The organism is Streptomyces triculaminicus (assembly GCF_017349075.1).
Lineage (GTDB): Bacteria > Actinomycetota > Actinomycetes > Streptomycetales > Streptomycetaceae > Streptomyces > Streptomyces triculaminicus.
The window spans coordinates 1140691-1155560 of the sequence record NZ_JAFMOF010000003.1; the positions used below are offsets into that span (position 1 = coordinate 1140691).

Consider the following 14870-nt stretch of genomic DNA (forward strand, 5'->3'; position numbering starts at 1 on the left):
CGCTCTGGGAAAGACGGCTCCGGCGCAAGGACGTGAGGGCCGTGGCGGAGGTGCGGGCGGAGCTGCGCGCGCTGCTGGCCGATTGGGGCGGGCCCGGGCGGGCGGAGACCGCGGAGTTGCTGACGAGCGAGCTGGTCACCAACGCGCTGGTGCACACCGACGGCGGTGCCGTGGTCTCGGCCCGGTTCGACGGCGGTCCGGCGGCCCTGGCCACGGGGCGGCTGAGGGTGGAGGTGCGGGACTTCCTCGCCCGGCACCCGCGTGCGCCCACGCCGGGGGCCCGGGCCGACAACGGCACCGGGCCCTCGGCCTGCCAGGAGGCCGCCACCTCCGGACGCGGCCTGTCACTCGTCCACGCCCTCGCCGACGGGTGGGGCGTCCGGGCCCACGGCGTGGGCAAGGCCGTCTGGTTCGAGCTGGACGCCCAGGAGCCCTGAGCCGGCGTCGCGCGACGGCTCAGGGCGGGCGAGCGTCAGCCGAACTGGCGCTCGATCTGGGCGAGTTTGGCCTCCAGCGAGTCGAGCCGCGGAATGGCCTGGGTGTCGTCCTCGGCGGTGAGGTCGATGGGGTCGGACCTGCCCACCGCCTGGAGCTGCCGGGAACGTACCGGAAGCTGCCCCTCGACTATGGAAGGCTCCGGCCCGGCCTGTGACCCGATCTGGGCGGCCGCGGGCACCGCGGGGCCGGTCACCTCGACCTGCCGGCCCCCGCGAGGGCGCCCCCACACGCGGTGCTGACGGTTGTACGCCTTGATGCGGGCCCGCTCGAGCTTGCCCGCCTCCCGGCGGCGCTCCCGGTGCTGGGCGCGCTGGCGCTTGTCCTCGCGGACCTCCTCGACGGCCTCGTCCAGCGACCGTACGCCCTCCAGGAGCATCAGCGACCAGGCGCCGAAGGTCTCGCGCGGCGCCCGCAGCCATCGCACTATCCGGATCTGCGGCAGCGGGCGGGGCACCAGGCCCTGCTCGCGCAGCGCCGCCCGGCGGGTCTGCTTCAGCGCCCGGTCGAAGAGCACGGCCGCCGACAGCGACATGCCGGCGAAGAACTGCGGAGCCCCCGCGTGGTCCAGACCCCGGGGCGCGTGCACCCAGTTGAACCAGGCCGCGGCGCCCGCGAACGTCCACACCAGCATGCGGGAGCCGAGCGCCGCGTCACCGTGGCTCGCCTCGCGCACGGCCAGGACCGAGCAGAACATCGCGGCCCCGTCGAGGCCGAACGGCACGAGGTACTCCCAGCCGTCGGTCAGCCCCAGGTTCTGCTGACCGAAGCCGACCAGCCCATGGAAGGAGAGGGCCGCGGCGACGGCGGCGCAGCAGAAGAGAAGTACGTACGAGGCGCTGCCGTAGATGGCTTCCTTGCGGCGTCTGCGCTCCTCATTGCGCTCCCAGGAGTCCGCGCCGGCCGCCGTGTCCTCGGGGCCGGTCCGCCGGCCGCGCGCGTGCACCGTCACCGCCACCACTGCCCCGATGAGCGCCACGGCACTGGGGAGCACCCAATTCAGCGGTATGTCGGTCACTCTCATCTTGCGTCCCTTGCATGCAGTACGGGGTTTCGCGCGCCATCCTGACGGAACCCGTCCGCATGCCAAGGGGTTTCACGGCAACTCGCCGCGAATGGACGGCAAGGATATACGGAGAGCTACGAATAAATTCGAACGCCCTTCAAAGGGAAGGGAATTGAGTTCTATTCAATCCACTGGATGGAGTGGCGTGAACGCTTCAGCAGGCTGACAGCCGCGCGACGCGGTCGGCATCGGCGGTGCGCGGGCAGGTGATGCAGGCGTCCTCGGGCCGCAGTGTGTAGAAGAAGCAGCAGCTGGCGCGGTCGCGGGTGGGGAACGTCCGCCCGCCGGGCCCGGTCAGCTCGCGGAAGGCCGCGCCCCCGACGTACGGGGCCGTGGCCCCCGGCAGCAGCAGCTCCAGCTCCCGCCGGGCCCGCTCCTCCTCGCCGAGCAGCCGCCCCAGGTGCCACAGCCCCTCGGCGGTCTCGTCGGTCGCCATGCCCCACAGCGCCCGGGGGCCGCGCCGCATGCGCGGCCCGAAGGCCTCCAGCACCGGGGAGAGGTGTGCGGCCACCGCCGTCCGCAGCTCCCGGCGCAGCGCCTCCTCGTCCGGCACGGTCGTGGCCCGGGGGTGCGCGGCGGCCGGGTCGCCGGGCAGGCAGCTGAACTCCCCGGCGTCCGCCGTGATCCGGCCGTCGGCCCGGTGCAGGGAGACGGCCCGTCCCGGCAGCCGGGGCACTCGGCGGTCGAGGAACCAGGGGAGGGTGAACAGGAGACAGACGTGCCAGGCGTAGCGGTGCAGCCCGAAGCTCGCCACCACGTCCGGGCGGGCCCGCAGGCCGTAGTCGCGCAGCACCTGCGCCTCGTCCCAGGCGAGGTAGGCGTCCAGCTCGCCGCCGCCCGCCGCGAGGCCCGTCGCCGTGACCCAGCCGTCGCCGTGGCCCGGGGGGCCGGTCACGACGGTCACCGCCGGGAGGAGCTCCGTCATCCGGGCGTAGGCGCCCGCGATGGGAGAGATGGGAGAGCCGGGAGGGACGGGAGAGGCAGCAGGCATGGAAGGGACCACCGAATCCCGATCGTTGGCAGGTAAGCCTAACCTTACCCGGGCGGACCGGGGTTTGAACTGCCGCACAAGCCGCCTATCGTTCCCCCAGAGACCAGGAGGAACCCCAATGGAGCAGGGCAGACCCCACACCGCGGTGCCGCGGCCCGCCGCCGGTGTGCCGCGGCAGGCCACGCCGGGCGCGCGGGGGGAGCACACGCACGACGAGAGCCAGTTCATCCGCCGGGCGCCGCAGCGGTACTCCGTGCGCGGCCAGGTGCTCGACGCCCTCCGCAAGGCCCTCGTCAGCGGCGAGCTCGTGCCGGGCGAGGTCTACTCCGGCCCCGTGCTGGGGGAGCGCTTCGGGGTGTCCGCGACGCCCGTGCGCGAGGCCATGCAGCAGCTGGCGCTCGAGGGCGCCGTCGAGGTCGTCCCCAACCGCGGCTTCCGCGTCGCCAGCCGCACCCCGCGCGACCTCGCCGAGCTGGCCGAGGTCCGGGCCCTGCTCGAGGTGCCCGCCCTGCTGCGGCTGGCCCGCACGGTGCCCGCCCGGCGGTGGCAGGAGCTGCGGCCGCTCGCCGTGACGACGGCGGCCGTCGCCGCCGCCGGCGACCGGGCGGCGTACGCGGAGGCGGACCGGGCCTTCCACGGGGCGCTGCTGGAGCTGTCGGGAAACCGCCAGCTCGCGATCGTCGCCGGCGAGCTGCACCGCCGGGCGCAGTGGTCGGGCGCGGCCGACCCGGTGACCGACGCCGCCGAGCACCTCACCCTGCTGGACGCCCTCGCGGCGGGCGACCTCGCGGCCGTCGAGGCGGTGGCCACGCGCCACTGCGGCCCGGCCCCGGGCGCGTAGGGCCTGTCCGGCGGATCTTCGCGGGCTCCCGACGCCTGGCACGCGCGCTCGCCGCGTTGTCGGGATCGCCCGAGTACGCCCAGTACGAGGACGACCCTCCGCCTTGCGATCGCACGCGCCAGACGCCGCTCGCCGATCCACGAAGATCCACCGGACAGGCCCTGGCCTCCCGTCCCGTCCTACGAGGCCGGCGCCGGCCGGCCCAGCCGGTCCGCCAGCCAGGCCGGGACGCCGCCGAGCAGCCGGACCAGCCGGCCGGCCTCCGCGCGCAGCCGTGCCGCCTCCGCCTGGTCCGGCAGCACCGCGGCCAGGGAGGCCAGCGCCGGGGCGATACCCACCAGGTAGCCCAGCTCCTCCCGGATGCGCAGCGACTCGGCGAAGCCGTGCCGGGCGTCCGGCAGCCGGCCGTCGTGCTCGGCCATGGCCGCCACGTGCCGCCAGGTGGACGACAGCAGCAGCCGGTGGCCGTGCCTGGTCGCGCCCGTGTGGGCGCGCTGGAAGGCGGCGGTGGCGTCGGAGGGGTTGTCGGACAGGTGCTGGGCGATCAGGCCGCGCCGGAAGTCCAGCAGCGGTCGGGTCGGGGACTGCGGCGCCAGCAGCGCGGCCGCCCGCCCCAGCGCCGCCCGGGCCTCGTCGGCACGGTCGCGTACGCCCAGAAGAGTGGCGGCGTACGCGAGGTGGCCGCGCTCGCAGGCCGCCGCCCCGCGCTCCTCGTCATCGATGGCCAGGGCCTCCGCCGAGCGCAGCGAGTCCTCCGCCGCCTCCCAGCCCTCGCCGGTGAACACGCACCGCTCGACCAGCACCGCCGTGCGCCGCAGCGCCACCCCCGCCTCGGCGGCGGCCCGCGGGGCGAGCAGCGCGGCGGCGTCCTCCCAGCAGGCCCTCGAGCGCAGCCGCCAGACCGCGCGTTCGAGGGGGTCGCCCCCCTCGATATGTGGCTCCGACAACCCAGAATTCCGCATGGCGGTGTCCGCCACAGTGCCCTCCCCAAGCGCGCCGTCGAGCTGGAAGCCTGCTCCGATCTCAGCACGAGGACCCGGGCGCGGCCAAGGGTCAGGTGTGAACCGGTTCACAAACTCGGCACCGGGTGCGCGGCCCGCGACTCCCCCCGCGAAGATTACCGAAGAACTCCCGCTCCCTGAGCGGTAGTCCGCTCAGGTGATGAAGGGAAGGGCCCTCGGTCGCGAGGGGCGCGCCGGCGGCCGTCAGCTCATCCGCAGGGCCAGGAAGAAGTCGAGCTTGTCCTCCAAGCGCGACAGGTCGCGGCCCGTCAGCTGCTCGATGCGCCCCACCCGGTACCGCAGCGTGTTGACGTGCAGGTGCAGCCGCGTGGCGCAGCGCGTCCAGGAGCCGTCGCAGTCCAGGAACGCCTCCAGCGTGGGGATGAGCTCGGCGCGGTGGCGGCGGTCGTAGTCGCGCAGCGGGTCCAGCAGCCGGGCGGTGAAGGCGCGGCGGACGTCGTCGGGGACGAAGGGCAGCAGCAGGACGTGCGAGGCCAGCTCCTGGTGGCCGGCGGCGCACACCCGGCCCGGGCGGGCGGCGGCGACGCGGCGGGCGTGCCGGGCCTCCTCCAGGGCGCCGCGCAGGCCCTCCGCCGAGTGGACCGAGGCGCTGACGCCGAAGGTCAGCCGGCCGTCGTCGGCCAGGCCCGCGGTGAGCGGCTCGCGCACGGACGCCAGCAGGGCGTCGGCGTGCAGGCCGGCCGGCACGGACTCCTCGGTCCCGGTCAGCTCGGCCGGCAGCGGCACCAGGGCGACGGCCTCGTCGCCGGTATGGGCGACGGCGATGCGGTCGGAGGGCTCCGGGCCGGAGGCCCGCGGGTCGACCAGCACCTCCTCCAGCAGCGCCTGGGCCACCGGGCCGCCGGCGATGTCGCCGTCCTCCCACTCCACGCGGGCCACGACGACCTGCCAGTGCGGGGCCGTGCCCAGGCCCGGCAGCAGCACGGGGGCGGCCACCCGCAGCCGCGCCGCGATCTCGGCGGGCGCGGCGCCCGCCTGGACCAGCTCCAGGACCTCCTGGGCCAGCCGGCGGCGCACCGTACGGGCGGCGTCGCGCCGGTCGCGCTCGACGGCGATCAGCTGGGTGACGCCGTGCAGCAGGTCGAGGCGCTCCTCCGGCCAGTCGCCGGCGTCCGCCTCGACGGCCAGCAGCCAGTCGGAGAGCACCGTCTCGCGCACGTCCCGCGCGGAGGAGGCGCGGCCGCTGCTGCGAACGGGGAAGAGGGAGTACGTGCTGCCCGCCAGGCTCACCCGGTGCGGGCCGCGCCGGCCGCCGCGGGAGGCGGCCAGGTGCTCGCCGGCGAGGGCTGCGCCGACGGCGGCGGGCAGGTCGGGGCCCGCACCGGCCAGGGAGGAGCCGGCGATCTGCCGGCCGGTGGGGGAGAGCACCCAGGCCCGCAGGTCCAGGTCGGAGCCCAGCAGGTCCAGGACGACCTCGGGTCCGCCGCCCGCCGGGCCGCCCGTCATCAGCCGGCGGTGCCGGTCGACCACGGCCGCCAGGTCCCCGGCGCGCTCGCTGGAGACCTGCCGTACGACGTGCTCGGTGATGGAGGCGAAGGAGACCGTCTCGTGCACCGAGAACAGCGGCAGCCGGTGCCGGGCGCAGGCCTCGATCAGGTCGTCGGGGGTGGAGGCGATCTCCGCCTCGCCCGCGGCCAGCCCGGCCACTCCGGCGGACGTGAGGATGCGCACGAACCGCTCGGAGTCGGCCGGCTCCCGCCGCCAGGCGAGGCCGGTCAGGACCAGCTCCCCGCCGGAGAGGTAGCGGCTGGGGTCGCGCAGGTCGGTGGTCATCACGCCGCGCACCGTACGGTCCAGCTCGTCCTCGCCGCCGAGCAGCCGCAGGCCCAGCGCATCGGTCTCCAGCAGTGCGCGCAGCCGCATCGTGGGTCGCCGCCGATCTGTCTTCTTGTCACCAGTGGAATGCAGTGAGGTTTCTGAACCCCGTCTTTCGTTCGAATCTACAAGACGGGGGCCCTGGCCAGCCAACCGCTTCATGTTTTCGGTGACTGCACCGGTCGGGTGAGGCATCGCTGTACTGGCCGTGTGCCGCGCCGACAACGCCCCCGGACGCTCCCGGACGCCTCCGGGCCCCTTCGAGAACAGCCACGAGCGAGACCGCCCGCAGCCCCCCTCGAGAAGAGAACGCCCATGGACTTCCTGCGCCCCGCCGACTGGGAGGAGGCGCTGGCCGCCAAGGCCGCGCACCCCACGGCAGTGCCCATCGCGGGCGGCACGGACGTGATGGTCGAGATCAACTTCGACCACCGCCGGCCGGAGTACCTGCTCGACCTGAACCGCGTCGGCGAACTGTACGAGTGGCAGACCGACGGCCCCGACGTCCGCCTCGGCGCCGCCGTCCCCTACACCCGCGTCATGGAGCACCTGCGGGCCGAGCTGCCCGGCCTCGCGCTCGCCGCCCACACCGTCGGCTCCCCGCAGATCCGCAACCGCGGCAGCGTCGGCGGCAACCTCGGCGCCGCCTCCCCGGCCGGCGACAGCCACCCCGCGCTGCTGGCCGCCGGCGCCGACGTCGAGGTCCAGTCCGTGCGCGGCACCCGGCTGATCCCCGTCGAGGAGTTCTACACCGGGGTCAAGCGCAACGCCCTCGCGCCGGACGAGCTGATCAGGGCCGTACGCATCCGCAGGGCCACCGGCCCGCAGCAGTTCTCCAAGGTCGGCACCCGCAACGCCATGGTCATCGCCGTGTGCGCCTTCGGCGTCGCCCTGCACCCGCACGGCCGCACGATACGCACCGGCATCGGCTCGGCGGCGCCCACGCCCGTACGGGCCCGCGTCGCCGAGGAGTTCCTGGCCGCGGCCCTGGAGGAGGGCGGGCTGTGGGAGTCGGGGGGAGCCGTACCGCCGTCGGTGGCGGCCCACTTCGCCGAGCTCGCCGCCGGCGCCTGCAACCCCATCGACGACGTGCGCGGCAGCGCCGCCTACCGCAGGCGCGCCGTCGCCGTCATGGCCCGCCGCACGCTGGGCTGGGTCTGGGACGAGTACCGCCACAGCCAGGGAAGGGGAGCCCGGTGCGCGTGACCTTCACCGTCAACGGCCGCGAACAGGAGGCCGACGACGTCTGGGAGGGCGAGAGCCTGCTGTACGTGCTGCGCGAGCGGCTGGGCCTGCCCGGCTCCAAGAACGCCTGCGAGCAGGGCGAATGCGGCTCCTGTACGGTCCGCCTGGACGGCGTGCCGGTCTGCGCCTGTCTGGTGGCGGCGGGCCAGGCCGAGGGCCGCGAGGTCGTCACCGTCGAGGGCCTGGCGGGCCGCTCCGGGACGGCGGAACTCTCCGTCGTCCAGCAGGCGTTCGTCGACGCCGGCGCCGTCCAGTGCGGCTTCTGCACGCCCGGCCTGCTCGTCGCCGCCGACGACCTCCTCGAGCGCGTCCCCCAGCCCTCCGACGCCGACATCCGCGAGGCCCTCTCCGGCAACCTGTGCCGCTGCACCGGCTACGAGAAGATCCTCGACGCCGTGCGCCTGGCCGCCGCCCGCACCGGAGAGGGGGGCTGAGGCGTGCGCGACACCACCCCCGTCATCCCGGCCCAGGGCGGCCGCACCAGGGACGGCATCGGCGAGTCCACCCCGCGCCCCGACGGCGTCCCCAAGGTCACCGGCGAGTTCGCCTACGCCTCCGACCTGTGGCACGAGGACATGCTGTGGGGCTTCACCCTCCGCAGCCCGCACGCCCACGCCCGCATCCGCTCCGTCGACGTCTCCGCGGCCCTCGCCACGCCCGGCGTGCACGCCGTCATGACGCACGACGACCTGCCCGCCGCCACCCGCTACGGGCTGGAGATCCAGGACACCCCCGTCCTCGCCGACGGCGTGGTGCGCCACCACGGCGAACCCGTCGCCCTCGTCGCCGCCGACCACCCCGAGACCGCCCGCCGCGCCGCCGCCAGGATCAAGGTCGACTACGAGGAACTCCCCGTCGTCACCGACGAGAAGTCCGCCACCGCCCCCGGCGCCCCCGTCCTCCACCCCGGCCGCACGGACGCCCACGCCCCCATGTCGCGCACCCCAACATCGTCCACCGCCAGCCCGTCGTCCGCGGCGACGTGGCCGCCGCGAAGGCCCGGGCCGACGTCGTCGTCACCGGCGAGTACGAGATGGGCATGCAGGACCAGGCGTTCCTCGGCCCCGAGTCGGGCTTGGCCGTGCCCGCCGAAGACGGCGGCGTCGACCTCTACATCGCCACCCAGTGGCTGCACGCCGACCTCCGCCAGATCGCCCCCGTCCTCGGCCTGCCCGAGGACAAGGTCCGCATGACCCTCTCCGGCGTCGGCGGCGCCTTCGGCGGCCGCGAGGACCTGTCCATGCAGGCCCACGCCTGCCTGCTGGCGCTGCGCACCGGCCGCCCCGTGAAGATCGTCTACAACCGCTTCGAGTCCTTCTTCGGCCACGTCCACCGCCACCCCGCCAAGCTCGCCTACGAACACGGGGCCACCCGCGACGGCACGCTGCTCTACATGACGTGCCGCATCGTGCTCGACGGCGGCGCGTACGCCTCCTCCTCCCCGGCCGTCGTCGGCAACGCCGCCTCCCTCTCGGCGGGCCCCTACGAGATCCCCCACGTCCGCGTCGAGGCCCTCGCCCTCTACACCAACAACCCGCCCTGCGGCGCCATGCGCGGCTTCGGGGCGGTCCAGGCCTGCTTCGCCTACGAGGCCCAGATGGACAGGCTCGCGGCCGCGCTGGAGATGGACCCGGTGGAGTTCCGGCGCCGCAACGCCATGTCGCAGGGGTCGGTGATGCCCACCGGGCAGGTCGTGGACGCCCCCGCGCCCGTCGCCGAACTCCTGCGCCGCGTCAAGGCGATGCCCCTGCCGCCCGACCGCCAGTGGGAGAGCGCCGGCGGCGCCCCGGACGTACGGGCGCTGCCCGGCGGTCTGTCCAACACCACCCACGGCGAGGGCGTCGTGCGCGGGATCGGCTACGCCGTCGGCATCAAGAACGTGGGCTTCTCCGAGGGCTTCGACGACTACTCCACCGCCCGGGTGCGGCTGGAGACCACCGGCGGCGAGGCCGTGGCCACCGTCCACACCGCGATGGCCGAGGTGGGCCAGGGCGGCGTCACCGTCCACACCCAGATCGCCCGCACCGAGCTCGGCGTCGCCCGGGTCGTCCTCCACCCCGCCGACACCCGCGTCGGCTCCGCCGGCTCCACCTCCGCCTCCCGGCAGACCTACGTCACCGGCGGCGCGGTCCGGCGCGCGTGCGAGAAGGCGCGGGAGGAGGTGCTCGAGCGGGGCCGGGCGCGGTTCGGGACGTACCACCCGGCCTGGGCGACCGCCGAACTCCTGCTGGAGGACGGCAAGGTGGTCACCGACGGCGGCGAGGTCCTCGCCGACCTCGTCGACGTGCTCGGGGACGAGGCCGTCGAGGCCGAGGTGGAATGGCGGCACCGCCCCACCGAGCCCTTCGACCCGCACACCGGCCAGGGCTTCGGCCATGTGCAGTACTCCTTCGCCGCGCACCGCGCGGTCGTCGAGGTCGACACCGAGCTCGGCCTGGTCAAGGTCGTCGAGCTGGCCTGCGCCCAGGACGTCGGCAAGGCGCTCAACCCGCTCTCCGTCACCGGCCAGATCCAGGGCGGCACCACCCAGGGCCTGGGCCTCGCCGTCATGGAGGAGATCGTCGTGGACCCGGCGACCGCCAAGGTCCGCAACCCCTCCTTCACCGACTACCTGATCCCCACCATCCTCGACACCCCCGCCATCCCCGTCGACATCCTCGAACTCGCCGACACCCACGCCCCCTACGGGCTGCGCGGGGTCGGCGAGGCCCCCACGCTCTCCTCGACGCCCGCCGTCGTGGCGGCCGTCCGCCAGGCCACGGGCCTGGCCCTGACGCGGGTGCCGGTGCGGCCGGAACACCTCACGGGCACCTGACCCCACAGCGTCGTCATCCGTTTCGTCTCGGGCCGTCCCCCGGGTCGTGCAGCCCCCACCGGACCCTGGAGCAGGCACCATGACCCACGCACCCGCCCGGCACCCCACGGCGGCGGGCCCGCGCCCGTCCGCCGGACGGTCCCGGCTCGACCGGTACTTCCACCTCACCGACCGGGGGTCGACCGTCGCCCGCGAGGTGCGCGGCGGCATCACGACCTTCATGGCCATGAGCTACATCCTGCTGCTCAACCCCCTGATCCTGTCCGGCCCGGACGCCGCCGGGCGCACCCTCGGCCGGGCCGCCCTGATCACCGCCACCGCCTTCGCGGCCGCCCTCTCCACCCTGCTGATGGGCCTGATCGGCAGGGTGCCGCTCGCGCTCGCCGCCGGGCTGGGGGTCTCCGGGGTGCTCTCCACCCAGGTCGTCGCCCACCTGACCTGGCCGCAGGCGATGGGCATGTGCGTCCTGTACGGCGTGATCATCATGCTGCTGGTCCTCACCGGGCTGCGCGAGCGGGTCATGAACGCCATCCCGCAGGCGCTCAAGCACGCCATCACCATGGGCATCGGGATGTTCATCGCCCTGATCGGGCTGGTCAAGGCGGGCTTCGTGCACGCCGCGACGTCCGGCGGCCCGGTCACCCTGGGACCGGCCGGCGAGCTGGCGGGCTGGCCGGTGCTGCTGTTCTGCGTCACCCTGCTGCTGATCTTCATGCTGCAGGCGCGCGAGGTCCCCGGAGCGATCCTCATCGGCATCGTGGCCGGCACGGTCCTCGCCGTCATCGTCGACGCGGTGGCCGACCCCGGCCCGAAGACCTGGCAGAACGGCCGGCCCGCGCTCGAGGGAGGCGCGGTGTCCATGCCGGACTTCTCCCTCTTCGGGCAGGTGGAGTTCGGCGGCTGGGGCGCGGTCGGCGGGGTCACCGTCGCGATGACCGTCTTCACCCTGGTGCTGGCCGGCTTCTTCGACGCCATGGCCACGATCATCGGCGTGGGCACCGAGGCGGGCCTGGCCGACGAGCGGGGCCGGATGCCGGGCCTGAGCAGGGCGCTGCTCGTCGACGGCGCGGGCGGAGCGATCGGCGGGGCTGCGGGCGCCTCGGGCCAGACGGTCTTCGTGGAGTCGGCGACCGGGGTGGGCGAGGGCGCGCGGACCGGCCTGGCGTCCGTCGTCACCGGACTGCTCTTCACCGCCTGCCTGTTCTTCACCCCGCTCACCCGTATCGTGCCCGGCGAGATCGCGGCGGCGGCGCTGGTCGTCATCGGCGCCATGATGGCCGGCCAGGCCCGGCACATCGACTGGACCGACCGGGCGGTGTCCGTCCCGGTCTTCCTGACCGTGGTGCTGATGCCGTTCACGTACTCCATCACGGCCGGCGTCGGCGGCGGCGTCATCGCGTACACGGCCATCAAGGCGGGCCAGGGCCGGTGGCGCGAGCCCGGCGCCTTCCTGTGGGCGCTGAGCCTGGTCTTCGCGGGCTACTTCGCCCTGCACCCCATCGAGCACTGGCTCGGCGTGAAGTGACGCGAGCCCGCAGCGACATGAAGGAGAGCGACGCCGTGCTGGACATCGCCGAGGAACTGAGCCGCTGGTGCGCGGAGGGGCGCGACGCCGCCGTCGCCACGGTCGTGGCCGTACGCGGCAGCGCGCCCCGGCAGCCCGGCGCCGCCCTCGCCGTCGACGCGGGCGGCACGGCGATCGGCTCCGTCTCCGGCGGCTGCGTGGAGGGCGCGGTCTACGAGCTGTGCCGCGAGGCGCTGCGCACGCGACGGCCGGTGCTGGAACGGTTCGGCTACTCGGCCGAGGACGCGTTCGCCGTCGGCCTGACGTGCGGCGGGGAGATCGACGTCCTCGTGGCGCCGCTGGAGGCCGTGCCGGCCGCGGCGCTGCGCGCGGCGGCGCACGGCGAGCGGGTGGCGCTGGCCCGCGTGACGGCGGGCCCGCCCGGCAGGCTGGGGCGCGCCCTGCTCGTACGCCCCGACGGCACCGCGCACGGCACCCTGGGCCCGGCCGCCCTGGACCGCGCCGCGGCCGCCGAGGCCCGTGCCCTGCTGGACGCGGGCCGCACGGGCACGGTCGACCTCCGCGAGGACGGGGTGCGGCTGCTGGTCGAGTGCAGCGTGCCGCCGCCGCGCATGCTCGTCTTCGGCGCGATCGACTTCGCGGCCGCGCTGGTGCGGGCGGGGAAGTTCCTCGGCCACCGCGTCACCGTGTGCGACGCCCGCCCGGTCTTCGCGACGCCCGCCCGCTTCCCGGAGGCCGACGAGGTCGTCGTGGACTGGCCGCACCGCTACCTCGCCACCCAGGACCTCGACGCGCGCACGGCCGTGTGCGTCCTCACCCACGACGACAGGTTCGACGTACCCCTGCTGGAACGGGCGCTGCGGCTTCCGGTCGCGTACGTCGGCGCCATGGGCTCGCGCCGCACCCACGAGCGGCGGCTGGAGCGGCTGCGCGAGGCGGGCCTGGGCGAGGCGGAACTGGCGCGGCTGCGCTCCCCGATCGGGCTCGACCTGGGGGCCCGTACGCCCGAGGAGACGGCCCTGTCCATCGCCGCGGAGATCGTCGCGGTCCGGCGCGGGGGCGCGGGCGGGCCGCTCACCGGCGGGCGGACGCCCATCCACCGCGAACCGCGTCCGGCCGGGGCCCGCGGAACGGCCGTGGAGTGCCCTGTGTAACGATGCGTCGCACTCTTGTTCCCCTAGTTCAGAGAGTCACCTTGTCTCCTTCCAGATCCGGTTGGACCCGCACCCTCGCCGTGGCACTGGCCATGGCCGCGTGCGGCGGGACGGCCACCGCCACGGTGGCCGTCGCAGCACCACAGTCGACGGGCGACACCCGCGCGGCCGAGACGTACTGGACGGCCGAGCGCATGGCCGGGGCCAAGCCGCTCGAGGCGGGCCACACCACGCAGCCGGCGAAGCCGCGCTCCGGCATCACCGGTTCCCCGGGCCTCGCCGCCCCGTCCGGAACACCCAAGGGCTCCTACGGCGACGGCATACCCGCCGTCGGCACGTTCTTCAGCAGCTCCGGCCCGACCGGCGCCACCTACTGCACCGCCAGCGTCGTGCGGAGCGCGGGCCGCAACCTCGTGCTGACCGCCGGGCACTGCGCCAAGTCCCTGGCCGGCGGCGGCCAGCGCATCTTCGTCCCGCAGTACCGCAAGGGACTGGACGCGGCCCACCAGCCCTACGGCGTCTTCCCCGTCGACAAGGTCTTCACCGACCCGCGCTACACCCGCAACAGCAAGGGCGCCGACTCCGACCTCGACTTCGGCTTCGCCCGCCTGTCGCCCAACGCGCAGGGCGCCCAGGTGGAGGACCGCACGGGCGGCCTGCGGCTGACGGACACCCCCCGCTGGACCAGCACGGTCAACGTCATCGGCTACCCCGGCGCGTACAACCCCGACCAGCGGGCCATCGGCTGCACCGTGCCGTCCTCGCGGCTGCCGGGCTTCCGCCAGATGCAGATGAAGTGCGGCGGCTACTACGGCGGCGTCTCGGGCGGCCCGTGGATCACCAACTACGACGCCAAGACCCGCACCGGCGACATCATCGGCAACATCGGCGGCTACAACGGCGGCGGCGACACCGCCAACGACGACTGGCTCAGCTACTCCCCGGTCTACGACGGCGAGATCCGGGCCCTGTACGACGACGCCGTCGCCGACCGCACGCCGCAGCGCTCCGGCGCCTACACCGCGCCCTCGGACAAGGGCCGCCTGTCCGGCGCCGCCTCGACCTGGACGCACGCGAACCACCTCGCGTCCGGCGACTTCACCGGCGACGGCCACGACGACATGCTGACGATCTGGAGCGACGGCGAGGTCACCCTGTACACGGGCGACGGCGCGGGCGGCTTCGGCGCGGAGAAGCAGCTGTCCAAGGCGACCTACTGGCAGCGGGCCAAGGCGGTCACCGCCGGCGACTTCAGCGGCTCCGCGCTCCCGGACCTCATGGTGCGCTGGGACACCGGCAAGCTCAGCTACTACGAGGACGTCAAGCCCTCCGGCTTCGGCAAGGAGTACACGCTCGCGAGCGCCGGCTCCGCGTGGAAGGACGCCGCGCAGATCACCGCGGGCCGTTTCAACTCCACCTCCAAGGCGAACGACCTCGTCGTGCGCTGGGCGGACGGCAAGGTCACCCTGCACTCCTCGGTGACCTCCTCCGGCCTCGGCACCGAGCGCACCCTGGCCGCCTCCGGCTCGTTCTGGAAGAACGCCGGAGCGCTGACCAGCCTGCGCCCGGCCGGCCAGGACACCTCGAACGTGGTGGTGCGCTGGGCCGACGGCTCGCTGGGCAGCTTCGCCCTCACCTCCGGGGGCGGCCTGTCCGGCACCCGGCTGCAGGGCCCCAACGCCTCCTGGACGCCCACGGTCATGGTCGCCGGCGACTTCGACGGCGGCGACCGCCCCGACGACCTCGTCGTGCGCTGGTCCAACGGCGAGACCTCGCTGTACGGCGGGACGCGGAGCGACGCCCTGGGCACGTGGACGGCGCTGGTGCAGCCGTAGCGTCCCCTGCCGGGCCCGGGTGCCGGACGGACCGCGAGAGCGCGGCCGCCCGGCACCCGGGCTCTT

11 protein-coding genes and 1 pseudogene are annotated in these 14870 nt (G+C 74.8%); 8 read left to right on the plus strand and 4 right to left on the minus strand.

All coding sequences use genetic code 11. From position 1 onward, the window contains the following. Nucleotides 1–32: 32 nt before the first annotated feature. Nucleotides 33–437, plus strand: a complete 405-nt coding sequence (locus J1792_RS23585) for an ATP-binding protein (protein WP_307843068.1) — start codon at nucleotides 33–35, stop codon at nucleotides 435–437. A 35-nt stretch (nucleotides 438–472) separates the two neighbouring features. On the opposite strand, the gene J1792_RS23590 is transcribed toward J1792_RS23585, so the two are convergent. Both J1792_RS23590 and J1792_RS23595 read right to left on the minus strand, forming a co-directional pair. Next, nucleotides 473–1519: a DUF2637 domain-containing protein gene (locus J1792_RS23590; RefSeq protein WP_086568078.1), complete on the minus strand. Its 1047-nt coding sequence runs from the start codon at nucleotides 1517–1519 to the stop codon at nucleotides 473–475. 196 nt (nucleotides 1520–1715) lie between these two features. Next, nucleotides 1716–2552, minus strand: coding sequence for a (2Fe-2S)-binding protein (locus tag J1792_RS23595; protein ID WP_086568079.1), 837 nt, complete (start codon nucleotides 2550–2552; stop codon nucleotides 1716–1718). A gap of 118 nt (nucleotides 2553–2670) precedes the next feature. Here J1792_RS23595 and J1792_RS23600 point away from each other — a divergent pair, with 118 nt between their 5' ends. Beyond that, the gene (locus tag J1792_RS23600) at nucleotides 2671–3393 is read left to right on the plus strand and encodes a GntR family transcriptional regulator (protein WP_207248114.1); all 723 of its coding nucleotides are present in this window, start codon (nucleotides 2671–2673) and stop codon (nucleotides 3391–3393) included. A gap of 179 nt (nucleotides 3394–3572) precedes the next feature. Here J1792_RS23600 and J1792_RS23605 read toward each other — a convergent pair whose 3' ends face one another. Both J1792_RS23605 and J1792_RS23610 read right to left on the minus strand, forming a co-directional pair. Continuing rightward, entirely contained in the window at nucleotides 3573–4355 is a 783-nt protein-coding gene (locus J1792_RS23605) for a hypothetical protein (protein WP_086568094.1), read from the minus strand. A gap of 243 nt (nucleotides 4356–4598) precedes the next feature. Beyond that, the gene (locus J1792_RS23610; protein ID WP_086568082.1) at nucleotides 4599–6278 is read right to left on the minus strand and encodes a PucR family transcriptional regulator; all 1680 of its coding nucleotides are present in this window, start codon (nucleotides 6276–6278) and stop codon (nucleotides 4599–4601) included. 267 nt (nucleotides 6279–6545) lie between these two features. Between J1792_RS23610 and J1792_RS23615 the strand changes: the two genes are divergently transcribed. The 6 genes and pseudogenes from J1792_RS23615 (at nucleotide 6546) to J1792_RS23640 (ending at nucleotide 14804) form a co-directional block, all read left to right on the plus strand. Beyond that, a complete protein-coding gene (locus J1792_RS23615) occupies nucleotides 6546–7436 on the plus strand; it encodes an FAD binding domain-containing protein (RefSeq protein WP_086568083.1) in 891 nt (296 codons plus the stop codon). Then, nucleotides 7427–7909, plus strand: coding sequence for a (2Fe-2S)-binding protein (locus J1792_RS23620; protein WP_086568085.1), 483 nt, complete (start codon nucleotides 7427–7429; stop codon nucleotides 7907–7909). Before J1792_RS23615 ends, J1792_RS23620 begins: the two co-directional genes overlap by 10 nt. A 3-nt stretch (nucleotides 7910–7912) precedes the next feature. Further along, nucleotides 7913–10290 (plus strand): annotated as a pseudogene (gene pucD / locus J1792_RS23625) (xanthine dehydrogenase subunit D). Between the two features lie 79 nt (nucleotides 10291–10369). Next, on the plus strand, nucleotides 10370–11815 hold the full coding sequence (locus J1792_RS23630) for an NCS2 family permease (protein ID WP_086568088.1): 1446 nt from the start codon (nucleotides 10370–10372) through the stop codon (nucleotides 11813–11815). A gap of 35 nt (nucleotides 11816–11850) precedes the next feature. Further along, entirely contained in the window at nucleotides 11851–12969 is a 1119-nt protein-coding gene (locus J1792_RS23635; RefSeq protein WP_086568095.1) for an XdhC family protein, read from the plus strand. A gap of 41 nt (nucleotides 12970–13010) precedes the next feature. Beyond that, nucleotides 13011–14804, plus strand: a complete 1794-nt coding sequence (locus J1792_RS23640) for an FG-GAP-like repeat-containing protein (RefSeq protein ID WP_207248115.1) — start codon at nucleotides 13011–13013, stop codon at nucleotides 14802–14804. The last annotated feature ends 66 nt before the right edge of the window (nucleotides 14805–14870 follow it).